Origin of the sequence: Pseudomonas sp. CFBP 8758, from assembly GCF_014841725.1 — a bacterium.
Lineage (GTDB): Bacteria > Pseudomonadota > Gammaproteobacteria > Pseudomonadales > Pseudomonadaceae > Aquipseudomonas > Aquipseudomonas baltica.
On record NZ_JACYUK010000009.1, the window covers coordinates 66,941 to 87,289 of the forward strand.

Consider the following 20,349-nt stretch of genomic DNA (forward strand, 5'->3'; position numbering starts at 1 on the left):
GCTGTCTTGTCGCATCATCAGAAAAGCACGCGCACGGTCGCGGGCTCTCGACAGAGCCGACGGAAGATAACAGTTTGTAAATAGACGTAAAAGTGATGTTTGAGTATATGCACAGAACCAGAATGCATATGCCCCGAGGTACCTGTCACCCCTGTAGGAGCGGTCATCGCCCGCGAAGGGCGCGCCGCGGATTGGACTCAGAGGGCCTTGCTGACGTGAATGTCGCTGATGCTCGCCGCAGCGTCGCCGTGCAAGGCGACCAAGGCAGCCTGGGCCTCTTCCAGCGAGCCGGTGGCCAGGTGGGCGAAGTCCCAGCGGCGTTGGCCGTCGAGGTTGTAGCGGATCACATACTTGATCATGGGCGCCCCTGTATCAGGTGAATTTCGAAGCCGTGCGGCGCACGATCTTGATCTTGTGGGTGAAGCTGCTCTTGCGCGCCACGCTGGACAGCTTGGTGCCCGCAGTGTCGATGGTGATGTTCCAGAAGCCTGTGCTCGGCGCGCTGATCTTGGCCGGGAAGGTATCGAACGCGCCCCCGTGGTAGGTGTGTCGTCCACCGTTCTTGAAGCTGCGGAAATTGGCATCGCTCATCAGGCGGATGTTGCAGAGCTGGGAGCACTCGATGACGACCAGGTCATCTTCATTGAGGTGCTCGCGCTGGTGAACGAATTTCATGGGCTCTCCACGGTTGCCGGTGCGCGAGTTACAGGTGCGCGCAAAAGCGCAACGATATCATGCGCGCCGCGGCACGGATAAATTCTACCGATGCATGGAGCAAATTCATGACCTTGCGGTCACAGGGTATTTAATGACGGAGATGCATCATGAAGTGGGCCTGGTTGACGGCAGTGGTATTGCTCGGTGGTTGTGCCACCGTGACGGACATCGAAAAAAGCCCCGAGACCATGAGCGTGATTTCCGGCAAGACCCCCAAGGAGTATTCCACCTGCGTGGTCGCCCAGCTGAGCGACAGTCGCGGGCCCTCCGTGATCGAGCAGAAACATGACGGCTATCGGATCATCGTTCCGCAGAAACTCTCCAAGGATCCAGCCGCCGTGCTGATCGTCGACGATCGCTCCGGCGGCAGCAGCATCAAGGTGCACGAACGTCTGTCCAACGTGCCGCTGCGCCCCGCCGACGTGCGTCAGGCGGCCGAGAAATGCATTTCCGGCTGAGCCGTCTCTACTTGCACACCACCACCAGGCTGCGGGTCTGGTAGTTGCCCAGGTCGGCATCTGCCAGCCCGACCTCGCCGGTACGCCGCGGTACACCTTGCGTGGCGACCGTCTGATAGCCGGCAGGGCACTCCAGGCGGGCCTGTTCGTCGCACTTGTCCCAGGACATGGCTTGACCCGAGCAATCGATGTTCAAGCCTTGTTGGCCGTTCTTGAGAATGGTGGGCGAAGTGCTTGCGCAGGCCGAAACGGCAAGCACGGCAAGGGAGGCCAGGGTGGTGCGCAGGAGGGTGCTCATGGGGCGGGATTCTTCAGGTAGACAAGGGGGCCGCTATGCGGTGGCGCAATGCTATACACTGCCAGGCGGCAAGGGTAGTTGTGCAAGGAAATTTTCCGTTGCTCGACCGGTGTAGCAATATTTACCTTGCAGTGGAACTATCTGCATCAGGATTTCTCTATCAACCAATCGGTTGGCCAGCGGCAGGCATTGTTAGGTAGTCGACGCCTGAACCCGACTGTGCCGTAACTCGTCAGCATTGCTCTTCTGTAAGGACTCACATGATCAAGAAATGCTTGTTTCCAGCGGCCGGCTACGGTACTCGCTTCCTGCCTGCGACCAAAGCAATGCCCAAGGAAATGCTGCCGATCGTCAACAAGCCGCTGATCCAGTACGGCGTCGAAGAGGCTCTGGAAGCTGGCCTGAGCCAGATTTCCATCGTCACCGGGCGCGGCAAGCGCGCGATCGAAGACCACTTCGACATCAGCTACGAGCTGGAAACCCAGATCAAGGGCACCGAAAAGGAAAAGTACCTGGTCGGCATTCGCAAGCTGATCGACCAGTGCACCTTCTCCTACACCCGCCAGGTGCAGATGAAAGGCCTGGGCCACGCCATTCTCAGCGGTCGCCCGCTGATCGGCGACGAAGCGTTCGCCGTAGTGCTGGCGGACGACATGTGCGTGAATCTGGACGGCGACGGTGTGCTGCAGCAGATGGTCAAGCTGTACAACCAGTTCCGCTGCTCGATCGTGGCCATTCAGGAAGTCGACCCGCAGGAAACCCACAAGTACGGTGTGATCGCCGGCGACATGATCCGTGAAGATATATTTCGCGTGACCAGCATGGTCGAAAAGCCAAAGCCTGAAGATGCGCCGTCGAACCTGGCCATCATCGGCCGCTACATCCTGACACCGGACATCTTCGACCTCATCGAACAGACCGAGCCAGGCAAGAGTGGCGAGATCCAGATCACCGATGCCCTGATGAAGCAGGCGCAGAACGGTTGCGTGCTGGCCTACAAGTTCAAGGGCGAGCGTTTCGACTGCGGCGGCGCCGAAGGCTACATCGACGCCACCAACTTCTGCTTCGAAAATTTCTACAAGACCGGCAAAGCGTTCATCTGACGCCCAATCGGTTAGCATGATCGACGCCGCTGCCCTCTGGACAGCGGCGTTCTTGTTTATGGCTACGGCTCGCGTGCGGGCCGTGCAGGTGCCAGGAGAGCAACATGAGCTATGACTTCGATTTATTCGTGATTGGCGCCGGTTCCGGCGGCGTGCGCGCGGCGCGCTTCGCCGCAGGGTTCGGCGCGAAAGTGGCAGTGGCTGAAAGCCGCTACCTGGGCGGCACCTGCGTCAATGTCGGCTGCGTGCCGAAGAAGTTGCTGGTGTATGGCGCCCACTTCGCCGACGACTTCGACCACGCCAGCGGTTTTGGCTGGAGCCTGGAGAAGCCTTCGTTCGATTGGCCAACCTTGATTGCCAACAAGAACAAGGAGATCGAACGGCTCAACGGCATCTATCGCAACCTGCTGGTCAACAGCGGCGTGAAACTGCTGGAAGGTCATGCACGCCTGGTGGACGCGCACACGGTCGAAGTGGATGGCCAGCGCTTCAGCGCCGAGCACATCCTGATTGCCACCGGTGGCTGGCCGCAGATTCCCGATGTGCCGGGTCGTGAGCATGCCATCACCTCGAACGAGGCGTTTTTCCTCGAGCAACTGCCCAAGCGCGTCATCGTGGTTGGTGGCGGTTACATCGCCGTCGAATTCGCCGGGATCTTCAATGGCCTTGGCAGCGAAACCACCTTGCTCTACCGCGGCGAGATGTTCCTGCGTGGCTTCGACGGAGCGGTGCGCAAGCACTTGAGCGAAGAGCTGACCAAGCGCGGCATGAACCTGCAATTCAATTCCGATATTGCCCGCATCGACAAGCTCGACGACGGCAGCCTCAAGGTCACGCTCAAGGACGGTCGCGAGCTGGCGGCGGACTGCGTGTTCTATGCCACCGGGCGCCGGCCGATGCTGGATAACCTGGGGTTGGAAAATACCGGTGTGCAGTTGGACGACAAGGGGTTCATCCAGGTCGACGAGCAGTTCCAGACCACAGAGCCCTCGATCCTGGCGCTGGGCGATGTTATTGGCCGTGTGCAGCTGACCCCGGTAGCGTTGGCCGAGGGCATGGCCGTGGCGCGTCGCCTGTTCAAGCCCGAGCAGTATCGCCCGGTGGACTACAAGCACATCCCCACTGCAGTGTTCAGCCTGCCGAACATCGGCACCGTGGGCTTGACCGAGGAAGAGGCGCGCGAGCAGGGGCATTCGGTACAGATCTTCGAGAGCCGTTTCCGACCCATGCAACTGAGCCTGACCCATAGCCAGGAGCGCACCCTGATGAAGCTGGTGGTCGATGCCGACACCGACAAGGTGCTGGGTTGCCACATGGTTGGCCCTGATGCCGGCGAGATCGTCCAGGGCCTGGCAATTGCGCTCAAGGCGGGCGCGACCAAGCAGGTCTTCGACGAAACCATCGGCGTGCATCCCACCGCTGCCGAGGAATTCGTCACCATGCGCACTCCAGTGGACGCCTGAGCCTGCGGCCTGTCGGTCAGTCCGGCAGGCCGACCACGGCAGCGTATTCCTGCAGTGCGGCGTCATGGCTGATACCCAGTTTTTCCATGGCGCAGCGCTTTTGCCGGCTGATGGTTTTTTCGCTGCGCTGCAGACGTGCAGCGACGTCGCGTCCGCTCATGCCTCCCACCAGTAACCTCAGTACTTCCAGCTCGCGCGCCGACAGGCGTTCATGGGCCCCCCGGTGTTCCACTTCATATTCGGCCAGGCGTCGGGTGAAGCGTGCACTGAGGTAATGGTTGCCGCGCATGAGGCTGTGGGCCGCCGTGCTCAGATGGCTCAGGCACTCCTGCTTGTCATAGAGCCCTCGGGCGCCGCTGTCGAGGATAGCCCGCAGCACCATGGGATTATCCAGCGTGGTCAGCACCAGCACCGGCAGGCGCGGGTAGCGCAGACGCACCTGGCGCAGCAGTGCCAGGCCGTCGCCACCCTCGAGCTGAGGCATGCGGTAGTCGGTGATCAGCAGATCGCAGGCATGCTGCTGCAGCGATTCGAGCACTCGGTTGGCATTTTCGGCCTCGCCGACCACGCTGAAACGCGCGCGCGGGGCGCGCTCCAGCGCAATGCGCAGCCCAAGTCGAACGGCCGAGTGGTCGTCGGCCACAATGGTTTTGATAGTCACCTGGTTGATCTCATCTGCGGAAGCGGGCCTCATGCTATCCGGCGGGTCCCAGGCATGGCTGTAGGGAGTACGTGGGTGCGACTGTGCGAAAAGGCGACAAAAAGCAGTGTCATTGCCCTGTATTCATATTTCTTCTTTATTATGGGTAGCTTCGATAGGCAAAACCAATCGACAGCATCCAGTTTGCCAATGAGCTATCGGTCGAGCATGTGTCTAGGATGCTGCCTATCGAATTCAAACACGATTTCAACCCCCTGAAGGAGAGTCACCGATGCCGATCATCAACAGCCAAGTCAAGCCATTCAACGCTACCGCTTACCACAATGGCGCTTTCGTGCCGGTCAGCGACGCCGATCTGAAAGGCAAGTGGTCTGTCGTATTCTTCTACCCAGCCGACTTCACCTTCGTTTGCCCAACCGAACTGGGCGACCTGGCCGACAACTACGAAGCCTTCAAGCAACTGGGCGTGGAAATCTATGGTGTGTCGACCGACACCCACTTCACCCACAAAGCCTGGCACGACACTTCGGACACCATCGGCAAGATCCAGTACCCACTGATCGGTGACCCGACTCACACCATTTCGAAGAACTTCGACGTGCTGATCGAGGCCAACGGCATCGCTGACCGTGGCACTTTCGTGATCAACCCGGAAGGCCAGATCAAGATCGTCGAGCTGAACGACGGCGGTGTAGGCCGTGATGCATCCGAACTGCTGCGCAAGGTCAAAGCGGCCCAGTACGTCGCCGCTCACCCAGGCGAAGTCTGCCCAGCCAAGTGGAAAGAAGGCGAAGCCACCCTGGCTCCGTCGCTGGACCTGGTTGGCAAGATCTAAGCAGCTTCCCAGGCTGTCTCCTGCGGGTCACTCCCCGCAGGACTGCATCACCCCTGTAGGAGCGGTCATCGGCCGCGAAAGTCCGCCGCGTTTTGTTTGTCCGAACGCATCGCCTGATTCGCACCCAGCGACCGCTCCTACGGTTGTCAACTTATCCAAAAGCATCATCGCTCACTCGGGGTCGATTACCCCGGCGGGCAACTGTCGTCTTCGAAACATTCAAAACGGAAATCGCCCTCATGTTGGACGCCAATCTTAAAGCCCAGTTGAAAGCCTATCTGGAACGGGTCACCCAACCGATCGAGATCGTCGCGTCCCTTGATGACGGCGCGAAATCCGAGGAATTGCTCGGTCTGCTGCGCGACATCGACGCGCTGTCGGACAAGATCACCCTGCTCGACAATGGCAACGATGCACGCAAGCCATCGTTCTCCATCAACCGTCCCGGCGCGGACATCGGCCTGCGTTTCGCCGGTATCCCCATGGGTCACGAATTCACCTCGCTGGTACTGGCGTTGCTGCAGGTTGGCGGCCACCCTTCCAAGGCCAGTGCCGAGGTCATCGAACAGATCGCTGCGTTGAAGGGCGAGTTTCTGTTCGAAAGCTATTTTTCCCTGTCATGCCAGAACTGCCCGGACGTGGTCCAGGCGCTGAACCTGATGGCGGTGCTCAACCCCAACATTCGTCACGTGGCCATCGACGGCGCGTTGTTCCAGGCTGAAGTGGAAGAGCGGCAGGTCATGGCCGTGCCGAGCGTCTACCTCAACGGCAAGAACTTCGGTCAGGGCCGCATGGGCCTCGAAGAGATTCTGGCGAAGATCGACACCAGCGCCACTGATCGCCAGGCGGAAAAACTCAACGCCAAGCAGGCGTTCGACATGCTGGTGATCGGCGGCGGGCCTGCCGGTGCGGCAGCTGCCATCTACGCTGCTCGCAAAGGCATCCGTACCGGTGTTGCCGCCGAACGTTTCGGCGGCCAGGTGCTGGACACCATGGCCATCGAGAACTTCATTTCCGTGCAGGAAACCGAAGGTCCCAAGTTGGCCGTGGCGCTGGAAGAGCACGTCAAGCAGTACGAAGTCGACATCATGAATCTGCAGCGCGCCGAGAAACTGATTCCTGGCAAGGACGGTGCGCCGCACGAAGTGATATTTGCCAGCGGTGCGTCCCTCAAAGCCAAGACGCTGATTCTGGCGACCGGTGCGCGCTGGCGTGAAATGAACGTGCCGGGTGAGCAGGAGTACCGCAACCGCGGCGTGGCCTACTGCCCGCACTGCGACGGTCCGCTGTTCAAGGGCAAGCGCGTGGCGGTGATCGGTGGTGGCAACTCCGGTGTGGAAGCCGCCATCGACCTGGCGGGTATCGTTGCCCATGTCACGCTGATCGAGTTCGACACCCAGCTGCGTGCCGACGCCGTGCTGCAGCGCAAGCTGCACAGCCTGCCCAACGTCAAGGTGATCACCAGTGCCCTGACCACCGAAGTGACCGGTGACGGCCAGCGTGTCAACGGCCTGCGCTACAAGGATCGGCAGAGCAGCGAGCATCACGAAATCGCTCTGGAAGGTATCTTCGTGCAGATCGGCCTTCTGCCCAACACCGACTGGCTCAAAGGCACCATCGAGCTGTCGAACCGCGGCGAGATCATGGTCGATGCACGCGGCGAGACCGATCTGCCGGGCATCTTCGCTGCCGGTGACGTGACCACCGTGCCGTTCAAGCAGATCGTGATCGCGGTCGGCGAGGGCGCCAAGGCTTCGCTGGCAGCCTTCGATCACCTGATTCGCACTTCTGCGCCTGCCTGATTGGCCAACTGACGCGGCTTGCGCCGCTGCTACGGGGTGACACCTGTAGCAGCGGCGCAAGCCGCGTCGCTTTTGACAATATCAAACCCTCTGCTTCAACTTCTGCTGCGCACCCAATCTTCCAGACAAACTTCAAGTAACTAAAGAAGTTGCCGTCCCCACTGTTGCGTCATTTACGTTTCTGCGAAGTTGCACTATCGTGTGCAAGCAAGCGTGGCATCTGCAAGAGAGCCCGGCTCGAAAAAGGGCAGGGCGCCATCAGGTTCTGTCCGGAGTAGAGACATTGTCAAGACTCGCTGAATACCGTGCCGCCGAAAAGGCATTGCAAGAACAACTCGCCCAGCTCGAAACAATGAAGAACGACGCGGGGTTGAAGAAAGAAATCGAGTTCGAGAAAAAGCTCCTGGGTTTGATGAAAACCTATGAAAAGGGCCTGCGCGACATCGTCGCCATTCTCGATCCGCAAACTGCCTCCGCCAGGGCGCCAGCCCCTGCGCCCAAGCAGCAACGGCGGGCACGGGTGGTCAAGGTGTACGAGAACCCGCACACCGGCGAGCGCATCGAAACCAAGGGTGGCAATCACCACGGCCTCAAAGCCTGGAAACAGGAGCATGGCGTCAGCACCGTAGACGGCTGGTTGCTTCGCTGAGTGAATTCGATCAAAAACGCTGAGTGAGTGCTCAGGTTTTCACATCCTTTTCACAGCCACTGTTCCATTATGAAATCCGCTGATGGAACAGCGCCCCAAATGCCCGCTTCGGCGGGCTTCTTATTGCCTGAAATTCAAGATTATCTTCCGCGTTACACTCTCCGCGTCTCATTGTCGCGCATTCAAAGCGTCGTCGCGTTTGGCATCGTCCATTGCGTTCCGTATCATGACTCGCAGCTACTGCCCATTCATTCAAGGGAGCTTTCATGAGCCTCGATCATTTGAACAGTGTGCCCGGTGTAACCGCGCAACCTGAAGCCGCCACGTCTCAGTTCGTCTTCAACCACACCATGTTGCGGGTCAAGAACATCGAGCGGTCGCTGGACTTCTATACCCGGGTATTGGGTTTCAGCCTGGTGGAGAAGCGGGACTTTGCCGAGGCCCAGTTCAGCCTGTATTTCCTGGCACTGGTGGACAAGTCGACGATTCCCGCGGATGACAAGGCGCGCACCACCTGGATGAAGTCGATGCCCGGGGTTCTCGAGTTGACCCACAACCACGGCACCGAGAACGATGCGGACTTTGCCTACCACGATGGCAACAGCGACCCACGCGGTTTCGGTCACATCTGCGTATCGGTGCCGGATATCCACGCCGCCTGTGAGCGTTTCGAAACCCTGGGCGTGGACTTCCAGAAGCGTCTGACCGATGGCCGCATGAAGAGCATCGCTTTCATCAAGGATCCTGACGGCTACTGGGTCGAAATCATCCAGCCGGACCTGTAGCCTTCTGCCCCGCACACCGCGGCGCTTTCTTCGCGGCCGCTGACCGCTCCTACAGGGTCATCCCAGTCTCAGTAGGAGCGGTCCGTGGCCGCGAAGGGGCGATGCGGTCTGGCAGTCATACCGCGGTGCTGCTTCGCGGCCGCTGACCGCTCCTACAGAGGGGGCGTGGCACCGGGGCTACGCAGGGATATGCTGGCGGTAACGCTGGTAGGCGCCGTGATAGGCCGAGACGTTGGCGGGGATGGGTTGGGTGCGACTGGTTTCGTCCAGGCGCACGCAGCGTTCGCATAACAGGGCCAAGCCTTGTGGATCCTGGCCGGCGCACCACGCCGCCTGGATTGCCGCGCCCAATGCCGCGGCCTCCGGCTGCTCGGTGCAGACCACCGGGGCGTCCATGATGTCCGCTACTATCTGCCGCCACACCGGGCTCTTCGAGCCGCCCCCGATCAGCCGTATCACGCGGGTTTGCAGGCCGCCTGCGCGCAGCAGGTCCAGGCCATAGCGCAGGCCGAAGGTGGTGCCTTCCACTGCCGCGCGGCACAGGTTTGCCGCGCTCAGGTTGTCACTGGTCAGCCCCAGCACCGAGCCGGTGGCGTGAGGCAGCGCGGGTACCCGTTCGCCATTGAGGAACGGCAGCATCACGATACCTGCGGCGCCAATCGGTGCCTGCGCCACGGCCTTGTTGAAACCGCTGATGTCCAACTGCAGCAACTCGCGCACGGCCGTAGTCACATTGGTCAGGTTCATGGTGCAGATCAGCGGCAACCACCCTCCCGACGACGAACAGAACGTCGCCACCGCCGGTTCGTCCAGCACGGTCGGCTGGTCGCTGCAGGCGTACACCGTGCCGGAAGACCCCAGGCTCATGGTGATGACTCCAGGGTGGGTGTTATCGGTGCCGATGGCGCCCATCATGTTGTCGCCGCCGCCGCTGGCGACCACAGCCAACGGATTGATACCCAGGCGTGCGGCAATTCCCGGACGAATCGTGCCCACAGGCTGATGCGACTCGATCAGCGGCGGCACTGCCGCTTCCAGCCGCCCGCTGGGGTCGATCTGGCGCAGCAGGGCAAAGTCCCACTGGCGCTCGCGCACGTTGAAGTAACCGGTGCCCGAAGCGTCACCGTATTCGGCGCGCGCCAGCCCGGTCAGCCAGAAGTTCAGGTAGTCGTGGGGCAACAGCACGTGGGCGATGCGCTCGAATATCTGCGGATGATGCTCGCGGGTCCAGAGCAGCTTCGACACGGTATACCCCGGCGCAATGACCAGCCCCAGGCGGTCGAGCGAGCCCTGGTCACCACCCAGTTCGGCCAGCAGGCGCTCGTTCTGCGGCGTGCTCTCGGTGTCGCACCAGAGCTTGGCCGGGCGCAGCGGTTGCCCGTCTGCGTCCAGCAACACCAAGCCATGCTGCTGGCCGGACACACCGACGCCCAGAATCTGCTGGCCATCGATACCGGCCTGGGCCAGCGCCTGCGCGGTGGCCTGTTCGAACGCGGTCAGCCAGTCACTGGTGTGCTGCTCGCGCCGTCCGTTTTCGCCGCTGATCATATGATGAGCGGCCGAGCCCTGGCCCAGTACCTGACCGCTGTCAGCGTCGAGGATCAGCGCCTTGGTACCTTGGGTGCCGCAGTCGATCCCGAGAAACATGGCCGCTTACTCCTCGCCGTCCAGCAGCTGCTTCAAGGTGGCATGCACACCCTGGGTACGCAGGCTGTGGAGATTGCGTTCGAAGGCCGCGACGAACTCCGTCGAGCGTGGGATCTGCGTGCCGAAGATTTCCTCGACCCCCAGCAGCCGTTGCGTGAGCAACGCCTCGTCGGCGACCAGCGTCTGGCAGAACTCGGCGCGTGGATCTGGAATGGTGTAGTGCGTGCCGTTCTCGTCGACGCCGCCCAGATAAAGCGCCCAGGCCGCTACCACCAGCGCCGCACGCTCGGTGCCCTGCCGATCGGCGATCAGGCGGTTGATGGTCGGCACGGTGAACTTGGGAAACTTCGAGGAGCCGTCCGAACACACGCGTTCCAACTGGTCGGCGATGGCCTGGTTGGAGAAGCGCTCGATCAGCGTGTCCTTGTAGCCTTCCAGGTCGATGCCAGGCACGGAAGCCAGTTGTGGCGTGACGTCGAGGTCCATGTAGGCGCGGATGTAGCGCACGAACAGCGGATCGTTCATGGTCTCGTGAACGAAGCGGTAACCTTTCAGGAAGCCCAGGTAGGTCAGGGCCAGGTGGCTGCCGTTGAGCAGTTTGATCTTCATCTCTTCATAGGGCGTGACATCGTCGGTGAACTGCACGCCGACCTTTTCCCAGGCGGGCCGGCCTGCGCCGAACTTGTCCTCTACCACCCATTGCACGAACGGCTCGCAGACAACCGGCCAGCTGTCCTCTACGCCATGCCGTTCGCGCAGTTGGGCGCGATGGGCCTCGCTGGTCATCGGCGTGATGCGGTCGACCATGGCATTGGGGAACTGCACATGGCTGGCGATCCAGTCGTGCAGCGCCGGGTCCTGCAGCGCCGCGAACGCCAGCAACGCCTTGCGCGCGACTGCGCCGTTATGGGGCAGGTTGTCACAGGACATCACGGTGAAGGCGTCGATGCCGGCGTCGCGCCGTCGTTGCAAGGCCGCGCAGAGAAAGCCGAAGACGGTGGTAGGCGTCAGCGGGTGAGCCAGGTCGTGCTGGATCTGCGGCAAGTGAGCCATGAACTCGCCATTGCTGTCGTCGATGCAATAGCCACCTTCGGTGATGGTCAGTGAAACGATGCGCACCGCGGGCTCGGCCAGCTTGACGATCAGGGCCTCGGCGCTCTCTTCGGCCAGGAGCATGTCGGTGATCGCGCCGATCACCCGCACTTCGGTATCCGGCGTGTCGCCCAGTTCCACCAGGGTGTAGTAGAAATCCTGCTCGGCCAGGGCGTCGCGGACCTTGCGGTCTTCGCTGCGCAAGCCGGCGCCGCAGATAGCCCACTGCCGGGCTTCGCCCTGGTTCATCAGGGCATCGGTGTAGAACGCCTGGTGCGCGCGGTGGAACCCACCGACGCCGATGTGGACGATGCCATGCGCGAGCGTCGTCGGGTCGTAGGCGGGCAACTGGATGTGCTCGGCGAGCTGATGCAGATTCTGTCGATTGAGTTTCATGTTCGGTCCTGTATCAGGCAGCGGCCTGCAGCGGTTTGGCCACGGCAATGCCCTGGGCATCGAAAAGGTGGCAGTACTCGGCGTCCAGCAGCAGGTTCAGGCGTTCGCCGTACTGGCTGCGCAGATCGCCGCGGATTCGCAGGGTCAGCGGTTCCTGCGAGTCGGTGACGACGTGGCAGAAGGTATCGCTGCCCAGTCGCTCGCTGACATCGGCGGTCACCGCCAACTGGCATTGTCCCGGCTGCGCCAGGTCGAGGTGCTCGGGGCGGATGCCCAGGGTCACCGCATCGCCGACTTTCAGCGTCTGGCTGACGCGGGGCAGGTAGATCCGGGTGCCGGCGTCGAGGGCAACTTCGCAGCCCTGGCCATCGACCCGGCTGAGCGTGCCTTTGAGGAAACCCATCTTCGGCGTACCGAGAAAACCGGCGACGAACAGGTTGGCCGGATGATGGTACAGCTCCAAAGGCGCCCCTACCTGTTCGACGCGGCCGCCGTTGAGCACCACCACCTTGTCGGCCAGGGTCATGGCTTCGACCTGGTCATGGGTGACGTAGATCATGGTGGCCTGCAGTTCCTTGTGCAGGCGCGACAGTTCCAGGCGGGTCTGCACGCGCAGGGCTGCGTCGAGGTTGGACAGTGGCTCGTCGAACAGGAAAATCTTGGGGTGACGGACGATGGCGCGCCCGATCGCCACGCGTTGGCGCTGGCCGCCCGACAACTGCTTGGGCTTGCGGTCGAGCAGGGCGCCCAGTTCGAGAATGCGTGCAGCTTCCGCTACCTTGCTCTCGACTTCCGCTTTGGGCTTGCCGGCCAGGTCCAGTGCGAACGACAGGTTCTTGCGCACCGTCATGTGCGGATACAGGGCGTAGGTCTGGAACACCATGGCCAGGTCGCGCTTGGCCGGGGTCACTTCGGTGATGTCGCGACCGTCCAGCTCGATGGTGCCACTGCTGACTTCCTCGAGCCCGGCGATCAAACGCAGCAGCGTCGACTTGCCGCAGCCTGACGGGCCGACGAACACCACGAACTCGCGGTCGTGCACTTCCAGGTCGATGCCCTTGATGATCTGCAGGCCTTCGAAGCCCTTTTTCAGGTTTTTTATTTTCAGAGTGGCCATGGGAGTGATCCTGATGTGAGTACATTGTTAGCGGTGCCGGCCTCTTCGCGGCCACTGGCCGCTCCTACAAGGATCGTGCGGTGCCTGTAGGAGCGGCCAGTGGCCGCGAAGGCGTCCGTAAAGTCGCCACCTGTCATTTGACCGCGCCGAAGGACAGGCCGCGCACCAGCTGCTTCTGGCTGATCCAGCCGAAGATCAGAATCGGCGCGCAGGCCAGGGTCGAAACGGCTGACAGCTTGGCCCAGAACAAGCCTTCCGGGCTCGAGTACGAGGCGATCAGGGCGGTCAACGGCGCGGCGCCGGAGCTGGTCAGGTTCAACGACCAGAAGGCTTCGTTCCAGCACAGGATCAACGACAGCAGCACGGTCGAGGCCAGGCCACCCTTGCTGATCGGCAACAGCACCCGAAGCATTTCCTGGCCCAGTGTGGCACCGTCCAGGCGTGCCGCTTCGAGGATTTCGCGGGGGATGTCCTTGAAGTAGGTGTACACCATCCAGACCACGATCGGCAGGTTGATCAGGGTGTAGATGACGATCAGGGCAATGCGTGAATCCAGCAGGCCGGCACCCTTGGCCAGCAGGTAGATGGGCATCAGCACACCCACCGGCGGCAGCATCTTGGTGGAGAGCATCCACAGCAAGGTCTGCTTGGTGCGTTTGGTTTCGTAGAACGCCATCGAGTAGGCGGCCGGCACTGCAATCAACATGCACAGGGCGGTGGCACTGAAGGAAATCAGCACCGAGTTCCAGGCGAAGTGCAGGTAGTCGCTGCGCTCCTGAATGTGCAGGTAGTTTTCCAGGGTCGGCGTGAAGATGAACTGCGGTGGTGTGGCGAAGGCGTCGATCTCGGTCTTGAAGCTGGTCAGCACCATCCAGAAGATCGGGAAGAACACCAGGATCGCCACGGCCCAGGCCAGGCAGCCCAGGACCAGGCTTTGCAGGCGACGCGATTGTTGAAGTGTCATGGTGCAGGCCCTCAATTCTTGTCGGTGAGGTTTTTGCCGATCATCCGCACCAGGATGATGGCGGCGATGTTGGCGATGACCACGGCGATCAAGCCACCAGCGGAGGCCATGCCCACGTCGAACTGCACCAGCGCCTGGTTGTAGATCAGGTAGGCAAGGTTGGTGGAGGCGAAACCCGGACCACCGTTGGTGGTGGTGAAGATTTCCGCGAACACCGAGAGCAGGAAGATCGTTTCGATCATCACCACCACGGCGATGGGCCGCGCCAGATGCGGCAGCGTCAGGTGCCAGAAGATCGCCAGGGCGCCGGCGCCGTCAAGCCGCGCGGCCTCTTTCTGTTCCTGGTCCAGCGACTGCATGGCGGTCATCAGCAGCAGGATGGCGAACGGCAGCCATTGCCAACTGACGATGACGATGATCGAGAACAGTGGGTAATGGGCGAGCCAGTCGACCGGTTCGGCACCGAAGAATTTCCACACCGCAGCGAGGATCCCCGACACCGGATGGAAAATCAGGTTCTTGAAGATCAGCGCGCCAACCGTGGGCATGATGAAGAACGGCGAGATGAGCATCACTCGCACGATACCTCGGCCCAGAAACTCGCTGGCTTCCAGCAGGGCTGCGATCAGTACGCCGAAGACCACGCTGATCAACAGCACGCTGCCGACCAGCAGCAAGGTATTGGTGGCGCCCGGCATGAAGCCGGCGTCGGTGAGGAAGAAGCTGAAATTCTCCAGCCCGACGAATTCGTTCTCGCCGGGGTACAGCAGGTTGTAGCGGATCAGCGAGAAGTAGACGGTCATGCCCAGTGGCACGATCATCCATAGCAGCAGCAAGGCCACCGACGGCGTGACCAGAAACCAGCCGGGGTTGGACAAGCGGCGCTTGCCCGTCACCTCAGCGGCGTCGGGCTGGGGCTTGGCAGTCGTAGTATTCATGAGTGCGCACCTGGTGAGCAGGGCTGCCCGCCACGGTCGGCGGGCAGCAGGGCGGACGTGTTACTGCTTGGGGTAGCCGGCGCGCTTCATGGCGCGCTCGGTGGCCGTCTGCGCAACCACCAACGCCTGGTCCGCAGTGGTCTGCCCGGTCAGCGCGGCAGCGAATGCCTTGCCGACTTCAGTACCGATGGCCTGGAACTCGGGAATGGTCACCAGTTGGATGCCGACGTATGGCTTGGCATCGGTCTGCTTGGGATCGGCGACCTTCAGCGATTCGAGCGTGATGTGGGCGAACGGCGCCGCCTTCAGGTACTCGTCGGTGTAGGTCGACTTGCGCGTGCCAGGCGGCACATTGGCCACGCCGTCGGTCTTGGCGACCAGCGCTGCATATTCCTTAGACGTTGCCCAGGCCGAAAACTGCTGCGCGGCCTGCTGGTTCTTCGAGCTGGCTGGGATGGCCAGGGCCCAGGAGTACAGCCAGGCCGAGCCCTTGTCGGTGGTTTCATGAGGGGCGAAGGTGAAGCCGACACTGTCGGCGACCTTGCTTTGGGTCTTGTCCATGGTGAACGAGCCGGCGACGCTGGCGTCGACCCAGATGGCGCACTTGCCACTGTTGAACAGCGCCAGGTTCTCGTTGAAGCCATTGCTCGAAGCGCCTGGAGGGCCGGACTTCTTCATGTTGTCGACATAGAAGTTCAGCGCTTTCTTCCAGGCTTCGCTGTCGAACTGTGGCTTCCACTGGCTATCGAACCAGCTGCCGCCGAAGCTGTTGGCCACGGTAGTGATCAACGCCATGTTCTCGCCCCAGCCGGCCTTGCCGCGCAGGCACAGGCCGTATTGGTCCTTGCTCTTGTCGGTGAGTTTTCCGGCGAATTCGGCGATCTGGGTCCAGGTGGGTTTTTCCGGCATCTCGAGACCGGCCGCCTTGAACAGGTCGGTGCGGTAGTAGGTCATCGAGCTTTCGGCGTAGAACGGCAGGGCATAGAGCTGGCCCTTTACCGACAGGCCGTCGCGTACCGAAGGGAAGACATCGTCGATGTCGTAGCTGGCGGGCAGGTCCTTCATCGGTGACAGCCAACCCTTGGCGCCCCACAGCGAGGCTTCGTACATGCCGATGGTCAACACGTCGAACTGGCCGCCCTGGGTAGCGATATCGGTGGTCAGGCGCTGGCGCAGCACGTTTTCTTCCAGCACCACCCAATTGAGCTTGATGTCGGGATGCTCGGACTCGAAAGTCTTGGCCAGGCGCTGCATGCGAATCATGTCGCTGTTGTTGACGGTGGCGATGGTCAGGGTGGTGTCGGCATGGCTGTAGCCACTGACAGCCAGTGCGCCACACAGACCGCTGGCAACGAGCAGGCGTTTGTAGTCTATCGTCATCTCGCATTCCTCTTCGGCACGCGGGGAGGCGGCCTTGGTTATTATTCTTGTGTCTTCGTAGAGGTGAAGCACTGCCTGTGATTACAGACCCCCGCAGGCATTCTGACAAATCCCTGAGTACACCCACGCTGATACTTATTTGCACTGAGCCGGCTGGCGCAGCGACGCGCCAGAGGCGTGCGCAGCGTCGTTGTGAGCTTTCGTACAGGTTTCAGGAGCTCGACCGCTGCACGGCCAGGCGACGATAGTGCGACGGCGTCATGCCCTTGAGCTGCTGGAAGCGGCGGTTGAAGTTGGAAATATTGTTGAAGCCGGACTCGAAGCACACGTCCGTCACCGGCCGATCGCCGTCAGCCAGCAGCTCGCAGGACTTGCTGATGCGCAGGCGATTGACGAACTCGACGAAGCAGCGGCCGGTGGCCTGTTTGAACACCCGGGAAAAATAGGTCGGTTTCATGCCCAGGTAGGCGGCGACCTCTTCCAGAGACAGCTCGCGCGCATAGTGGGCAAAAATGTAGTCGACCGCGCGGTTGGTGCGCTCCACAGCGTGCTCGTCGGCGTCCTGCGCCGCGGCGGTGCCCGAGAGCAGTTGGTAGTCCTCGCAGGCTGCCAGCGATTCCATAAGTATCAGGAAGTGGCCGAGGCGGCTGATACCCTGGCTGTCGGCGATGCGCTGCATCGAGGCACGGGCCTGGGCGATGGTCCGGGCACAGCGGAACTCGATGCCGTAACGGGCTCGTTCGAGCAGCGGCGCAAGACTTTTGAGTTCGCTGAATACCTGGTGGCCATGGTCGAACAGCTCGTCGGTGAAATTGACCAGCATGTCGCGCTTGCTCACCGACTCGTCGTTCTGCAGCTGGCTGATCCAGTTGTGCGGCAGATTGGGCCCGGTGAGAAACAGGCTGCCCGGATTGAAGTTGCCGATGTAGTCGCCGACGAACACTTTGCCGGAGGTGGCGACCAGCAGGTGCAGTTCGTATTCCTTGTGGAAATGCCAGCGCACCAGCGGGCATGGGAAACCGTGCTGGCGATAGATGATCGAGCGACCGTCGTGGTCGTCCATCAACTCGTAGGAAGGGTCGGTTATTCGCGTTGCTCGAGTCATGCCGTGGCTGCTTTTGGAGTTGTGCCGATCGGAAATGCGCACCCAAGCATAGCGGTGGACGGGCCTGTGCGTCCAAGGCTGAAACGTCCGGCGTCGAGAAGCCCGGCGTTGAAGCGGCCCTCGCTCAGCGGGCGTCGTCGTTCTTGCGCGGCGTGTTCGAGCGCGGCAGGCCCGGCAAGGAGGGGGGCAGGCTGCCGCGGTCCGGCTCCCAGTCGGGAAGCGATGGCCGGCCCTCGTTCGCTGCTGGTTTGAGCAGCTGTACTTGAGCCAGCAGCGCTTCCATGGCGGCCATCAACCCGACCTTGGAATTGGGCAGCACGGGGTGGTGAGGTGGGATGAACAGGCTCAGGGTCGACACCTGCACCAGCGGCGATGCCGGGCAGTCGGTCACACTCAGCACACAGGCTTCGCGGGACTTGGCGTATTCGGCCAGGCGAATGGTGTCGCGGGTGTAGGCGGGCAGGGCGATGGCCAGCAGGGTGTCGTTGCGGGTGATGCCGGACAGTCGATAGGCCGACCCTTCAAGACCGCCGTCCAGGGTCACGCAGTGCGCGCCGGCGCAGAACGGGCTGAGCCCCGCGGCTGCCATGGCGGCGATGTGAAAGCTGTTGCCGAAACCGACCACGAACACATTCTGCGAGCGGGCCAGGCGCAGGGCCATCTCCTCGAAGGTCTGGTTGTCATTCATGCGGGTGACGTTGTCCAGATGGTGCTTGCTGAGGCTGATCTGCTGTTCCAGATCGAACCCCGTCTCCGGTGCCTGCTTGAGCCGGCCTTCGATGACGTCGGCCGCAGACACCACGGCCAGCAGGTTTTCCATCAGGGCAAAGCGCAGGCCGGTGAAACCGTTGAGACCGATCGCATTGGCCAGGCGGTTGACGGCCGCGGTGGAGGTGCCGGTGGCCCCGGCCAGTTCTTCTATGTTGAGCGTTGCGCTGCGGTAGGGGTTGGCTTGCAGGAAGGTGGAGACTTTCTTCAGCGCGGGCCGCAGCTCTTCGTGCTTGCCACGCAATGCGCGCATCAGCTCGGAATCGTACACTTTGGTACTGTCGATAGGCGCCATCGTCGTTCGTCCTGAATGGGCAATAGGAACTACCTTGGACACCAGAGATTAGTTCGCGGGCCACAAAGTGCCAGCGGCCGCTTAGACCGATTGGTTCTTGGATTGGATCCATTGCGAGAAGTATTTCGTGCTCTTGTGCAGATGATGCCGGAGCATGCTGCCGGTGAAGTTTGCCCGGCGATGCTGCGCGAGGTTCTGGCTCAACTGTTGCAGACGCAGGATCAGGGCCTGAGCGTGTGGCTCGGTCGCATACTGGACGCCCAGATGCTCATGGCACTGCTCATGGGCGGCTTGCCATTGATCCGCGTTTTCGTACAGCTCGACGGCCGCCCGCGCCAGCTCGTCTGCGCTGCGGCCTATCCGGCCCGGCCAGCGCTCGCCGGTACGCATGCCTTCGGCGCCCGTCGGGGTCGTCACGCTGGGCGTACCGCAGAGCATGGCATCGAGCAACTTGCCCTTGATGCCCGCGCCGAAACGCAGTGGCGCCAGTGCCACCCGTGCCTGACCCACCACCTGCAAAGCATCCATTGCCCAGCCCTTGACCAGGAAACCTTGGGCAGGGTTGTGCAGGGCCGTGGCCTTGGGCGGTGTGTAGGCGCCGTGGACGTGCAATTGCGCGCGCGGCAACTGCTTGCGAATGCGTGGCCAGACCTGCTGCTTGAGCCACAGCACGGCGTCCCAGTTGGGCGCGTGGCGAAAATTGCCGATGCAGACGAAGTTGGCTCTCTGCTCGAAGGTCAGTGCTGCGGTGGCTGGCGGCTCGACCATCAGCGGACAATCATGCAGCAGGCTGGCTGGCACGCCGAAGCGTTCGGTCAGCAGTTGCGTCTCGAACGGCGAGATCATCAAGCTCAAGTCGCAACGAAAGATGGCTGCCACTTCACGCTGGGTGATATCGGCGTCGCTCATGTGCGCGTAGAGCGTGTCCGGTGCTTCGGCGAACAATGCCGAAAAGTCGTTTTCGTCGTCACTTGCGTGCAGGCGCTGCTTGAGCAAACCCTGACGCGCATCGCGCAGGCTCTGCAGGTCGCAGGTTTCCAGCACACGCACGGCCTGCGGGCAGTGCTGCTCGACCCGCCAACCGAATTGCTCTTCCATCATGAAGCGATCGAACAGGACCATGTCCGGCTGCAACTCAGCCACGAAGCGGTCGAAACTGTCGTCATTGAGCTCGATGGCTCGTTCGGCGATGCCCAGCGCTGCGAGGTCGGCCTTGTGCTCGCCGACCCTGGCGGGGCTGGCGAAGGTCACGTGCCAGCCCTGGGTCGTGAAGCACTGCAGCAACTGCATCATGTGCCCGCCGGCCGCGGAAGAGGTGGGCTCGGGCCAGACATAGCCAATGACCAGGACGCGCTGAAAAGACATGGGGCAGACTCGGGGGCAAAAACCGGGCGCGCATTAGGCCATGATTACGCGTCGGGGTGTAGCGGCAGGCGCGGCTTCAGGCCGCCAGCATGGTCTTGACCTTGTCGCGCAACTGGTCGATGGAGAACGGCTTGCCGATCATGGCCATGCCCGCCGGAACGTCCAGCGCTTCGGCGTAGCCGCTGGCGAACAGCACCGGCAGTTCGGGACGCAAGGCGCGCGCCTCGACGGCCAGCTCCTTGCCGTCCATGCCGGGCAGGCCCATGTCGGTCATCATCAGGTCGATGGTCTTGGCCGAATCGTTGAGGAAGGTCAGCGCCTGAGGACCGTCCTCGGCTTCCAGTACCTTGAACTCGAATTCCTCCAGCACGTCCACGATCAGCATGCGGACGATCGCATCGTCTTCGACGACAAGAATGGTTTTGGCGGTATCGGACATCGTTCGGATCCTGGTCGGCAAGGGGCGCAGACGGCGCCGAGCCGTCATGTCGCAGATAACGTTACGCCCCGA

The 20,349-nt window shown here is 61.8% G+C and carries 21 protein-coding genes; 7 read left to right on the forward strand and 14 right to left on the reverse strand.

Annotated elements, in window-relative coordinates; genetic code table 11:
* Positions 1–197 precede the first annotated feature (197 nt).
* On the reverse strand, positions 198–359 hold the full coding sequence (locus IFT75_RS18925) for a hypothetical protein (protein WP_185793466.1): 162 nt from the start codon (positions 357–359) through the stop codon (positions 198–200).
* Positions 360–372: 13 nt separating this feature from the next.
* Positions 373–675: a DUF1883 domain-containing protein gene (locus IFT75_RS18930; protein ID WP_122476881.1), complete on the reverse strand. Its 303-nt coding sequence runs from the start codon at positions 673–675 to the stop codon at positions 373–375.
* 149 nt (positions 676–824) lie between these two features.
* Here IFT75_RS18930 and IFT75_RS18935 point away from each other — a divergent pair, with 149 nt between their 5' ends.
* Complete coding sequence (locus IFT75_RS18935; protein WP_122476883.1) at positions 825–1,175, forward strand: hypothetical protein; 351 nt, start codon at positions 825–827, stop codon at positions 1,173–1,175.
* Positions 1,176–1,182: 7 nt separating this feature from the next.
* Here the strand turns inward: IFT75_RS18935 and IFT75_RS18940 are convergent, their stop codons facing one another.
* Positions 1,183–1,473 (reverse strand): hypothetical protein, encoded by a 291-nt coding sequence (locus tag IFT75_RS18940; protein WP_240998717.1) that lies wholly within the window; start codon positions 1,471–1,473, stop codon positions 1,183–1,185.
* Between the two features lie 260 nt (positions 1,474–1,733).
* Between IFT75_RS18940 and galU the strand changes: the two genes are divergently transcribed.
* Together galU and gorA are read left to right on the forward strand one after the other, a co-directional pair.
* Positions 1,734–2,576 (forward strand): UTP--glucose-1-phosphate uridylyltransferase GalU, encoded by an 843-nt coding sequence (gene galU / locus IFT75_RS18945; protein ID WP_122476885.1) that lies wholly within the window; start codon positions 1,734–1,736, stop codon positions 2,574–2,576.
* A gap of 104 nt (positions 2,577–2,680) precedes the next feature.
* Positions 2,681–4,039, forward strand: coding sequence for a glutathione-disulfide reductase (gene gorA, locus IFT75_RS18950; protein ID WP_122476886.1), 1,359 nt, complete (start codon positions 2,681–2,683; stop codon positions 4,037–4,039).
* Positions 4,040–4,055: 16 nt separating this feature from the next.
* Here gorA and IFT75_RS18955 read toward each other — a convergent pair whose 3' ends face one another.
* The gene (locus tag IFT75_RS18955; protein WP_163007478.1) at positions 4,056–4,700 is read right to left on the reverse strand and encodes a response regulator; all 645 of its coding nucleotides are present in this window, start codon (positions 4,698–4,700) and stop codon (positions 4,056–4,058) included.
* A gap of 271 nt (positions 4,701–4,971) precedes the next feature.
* On the opposite strand from IFT75_RS18955, the gene ahpC reads away from it, so the two are divergent.
* The 4 genes from ahpC to gloA all read left to right on the forward strand — a co-directional run bounded on the left by ahpC (position 4,972) and on the right by gloA (position 8,771).
* The gene (ahpC, locus tag IFT75_RS18960) at positions 4,972–5,535 is read left to right on the forward strand and encodes an alkyl hydroperoxide reductase subunit C (protein WP_192056233.1); all 564 of its coding nucleotides are present in this window, start codon (positions 4,972–4,974) and stop codon (positions 5,533–5,535) included.
* A 239-nt stretch (positions 5,536–5,774) separates the two neighbouring features.
* Entirely contained in the window at positions 5,775–7,337 is a 1,563-nt protein-coding gene (ahpF, locus tag IFT75_RS18965; RefSeq protein ID WP_122476892.1) for an alkyl hydroperoxide reductase subunit F, read from the forward strand.
* 283 nt (positions 7,338–7,620) lie between these two features.
* Complete coding sequence (locus tag IFT75_RS18970; protein WP_122476894.1) at positions 7,621–7,986, forward strand: histone-like nucleoid-structuring protein, MvaT/MvaU family; 366 nt, start codon at positions 7,621–7,623, stop codon at positions 7,984–7,986.
* Between the two features lie 266 nt (positions 7,987–8,252).
* Complete coding sequence (gene gloA, locus IFT75_RS18975; protein WP_122476895.1) at positions 8,253–8,771, forward strand: lactoylglutathione lyase; 519 nt, start codon at positions 8,253–8,255, stop codon at positions 8,769–8,771.
* Positions 8,772–8,948: 177 nt separating this feature from the next.
* Here gloA and xylB read toward each other — a convergent pair whose 3' ends face one another.
* The 10 genes from xylB to IFT75_RS19025 all read right to left on the reverse strand — a co-directional run bounded on the left by xylB (position 8,949) and on the right by IFT75_RS19025 (position 20,277).
* Complete coding sequence (gene xylB, locus IFT75_RS18980) at positions 8,949–10,418, reverse strand: xylulokinase (RefSeq protein ID WP_192056235.1); 1,470 nt, start codon at positions 10,416–10,418, stop codon at positions 8,949–8,951.
* 6 nt (positions 10,419–10,424) lie between these two features.
* A complete protein-coding gene (locus IFT75_RS18985) occupies positions 10,425–11,906 on the reverse strand; it encodes a mannitol dehydrogenase family protein (protein ID WP_192056237.1) in 1,482 nt (493 codons plus the stop codon).
* A 13-nt stretch (positions 11,907–11,919) separates the two neighbouring features.
* Positions 11,920–13,023 carry an ABC transporter ATP-binding protein gene (locus tag IFT75_RS18990; protein ID WP_122476901.1) on the reverse strand — a complete coding sequence of 368 codons (1,104 nt, stop codon included), beginning with the start codon at positions 13,021–13,023 and terminating at the stop codon, positions 11,920–11,922.
* A 133-nt stretch (positions 13,024–13,156) separates the two neighbouring features.
* Positions 13,157–13,987, reverse strand: coding sequence for a carbohydrate ABC transporter permease (locus IFT75_RS18995; protein WP_122715221.1), 831 nt, complete (start codon positions 13,985–13,987; stop codon positions 13,157–13,159).
* 11 nt (positions 13,988–13,998) lie between these two features.
* Entirely contained in the window at positions 13,999–14,925 is a 927-nt protein-coding gene (locus IFT75_RS19000; protein ID WP_122476905.1) for a carbohydrate ABC transporter permease, read from the reverse strand.
* Between the two features lie 60 nt (positions 14,926–14,985).
* Entirely contained in the window at positions 14,986–16,305 is a 1,320-nt protein-coding gene (locus tag IFT75_RS19005) for an ABC transporter substrate-binding protein (RefSeq protein WP_185793459.1), read from the reverse strand.
* Between the two features lie 211 nt (positions 16,306–16,516).
* Positions 16,517–17,410, reverse strand: a complete 894-nt coding sequence (locus IFT75_RS19010) for an AraC family transcriptional regulator (protein WP_192056239.1) — start codon at positions 17,408–17,410, stop codon at positions 16,517–16,519.
* Positions 17,411–17,534: 124 nt separating this feature from the next.
* Positions 17,535–18,473: a MurR/RpiR family transcriptional regulator gene (locus IFT75_RS19015; RefSeq protein WP_122476911.1), complete on the reverse strand. Its 939-nt coding sequence runs from the start codon at positions 18,471–18,473 to the stop codon at positions 17,535–17,537.
* Positions 18,474–18,554: 81 nt separating this feature from the next.
* Positions 18,555–19,838, reverse strand: a complete 1,284-nt coding sequence (locus tag IFT75_RS19020; RefSeq protein WP_192056241.1) for a glycosyltransferase — start codon at positions 19,836–19,838, stop codon at positions 18,555–18,557.
* Between the two features lie 76 nt (positions 19,839–19,914).
* Positions 19,915–20,277, reverse strand: coding sequence for a response regulator (locus IFT75_RS19025; RefSeq protein ID WP_192056243.1), 363 nt, complete (start codon positions 20,275–20,277; stop codon positions 19,915–19,917).
* Between the last annotated feature and the right edge of the window lie 72 nt (positions 20,278–20,349).

Excerpts from the sequence above, each read along its gene's own strand:
- IFT75_RS18925 (WP_185793466.1), bottom strand. The coding sequence starts at position 359 with ATGATCAAGTATGTGATCCGCTACAACCTCGACGGCCAACGCCGCTGG.
- IFT75_RS18930 (WP_122476881.1), bottom strand. The coding sequence starts at position 675 with ATGAAATTCGTTCACCAGCGCGAGCACCTCAATGAAGATGACCTGGTC.
- IFT75_RS18935 (WP_122476883.1), top strand. The coding sequence starts at position 825 with ATGAAGTGGGCCTGGTTGACGGCAGTGGTATTGCTCGGTGGTTGTGCC.
- IFT75_RS18940 (WP_240998717.1), bottom strand. The coding sequence starts at position 1,473 with ATGAGCACCCTCCTGCGCACCACCCTGGCCTCCCTTGCCGTGCTTGCC.
- galU (WP_122476885.1), top strand. The coding sequence starts at position 1,734 with ATGATCAAGAAATGCTTGTTTCCAGCGGCCGGCTACGGTACTCGCTTC.
- gorA (WP_122476886.1), top strand. The coding sequence starts at position 2,681 with ATGAGCTATGACTTCGATTTATTCGTGATTGGCGCCGGTTCCGGCGGC.
- ahpC (WP_192056233.1), top strand. The coding sequence starts at position 4,972 with ATGCCGATCATCAACAGCCAAGTCAAGCCATTCAACGCTACCGCTTAC.
- ahpF (WP_122476892.1), top strand. The coding sequence starts at position 5,775 with ATGTTGGACGCCAATCTTAAAGCCCAGTTGAAAGCCTATCTGGAACGG.
- gloA (WP_122476895.1), top strand. The coding sequence starts at position 8,253 with ATGAGCCTCGATCATTTGAACAGTGTGCCCGGTGTAACCGCGCAACCT.
- xylB (WP_192056235.1), bottom strand. The coding sequence starts at position 10,418 with ATGTTTCTCGGGATCGACTGCGGCACCCAAGGTACCAAGGCGCTGATC.
- IFT75_RS18985 (WP_192056237.1), bottom strand. The coding sequence starts at position 11,906 with ATGAAACTCAATCGACAGAATCTGCATCAGCTCGCCGAGCACATCCAG.
- IFT75_RS18990 (WP_122476901.1), bottom strand. The coding sequence starts at position 13,023 with ATGGCCACTCTGAAAATAAAAAACCTGAAAAAGGGCTTCGAAGGCCTG.
- IFT75_RS18995 (WP_122715221.1), bottom strand. The coding sequence starts at position 13,987 with ATGACACTTCAACAATCGCGTCGCCTGCAAAGCCTGGTCCTGGGCTGC.
- IFT75_RS19000 (WP_122476905.1), bottom strand. The coding sequence starts at position 14,925 with ATGAATACTACGACTGCCAAGCCCCAGCCCGACGCCGCTGAGGTGACG.
- IFT75_RS19005 (WP_185793459.1), bottom strand. The coding sequence starts at position 16,305 with ATGACGATAGACTACAAACGCCTGCTCGTTGCCAGCGGTCTGTGTGGC.
- IFT75_RS19010 (WP_192056239.1), bottom strand. The coding sequence starts at position 17,410 with ATGACTCGAGCAACGCGAATAACCGACCCTTCCTACGAGTTGATGGAC.
- IFT75_RS19015 (WP_122476911.1), bottom strand. The coding sequence starts at position 18,473 with ATGGCGCCTATCGACAGTACCAAAGTGTACGATTCCGAGCTGATGCGC.
- IFT75_RS19020 (WP_192056241.1), bottom strand. The coding sequence starts at position 19,838 with ATGTCTTTTCAGCGCGTCCTGGTCATTGGCTATGTCTGGCCCGAGCCC.
- IFT75_RS19025 (WP_192056243.1), bottom strand. The coding sequence starts at position 20,277 with ATGTCCGATACCGCCAAAACCATTCTTGTCGTCGAAGACGATGCGATC.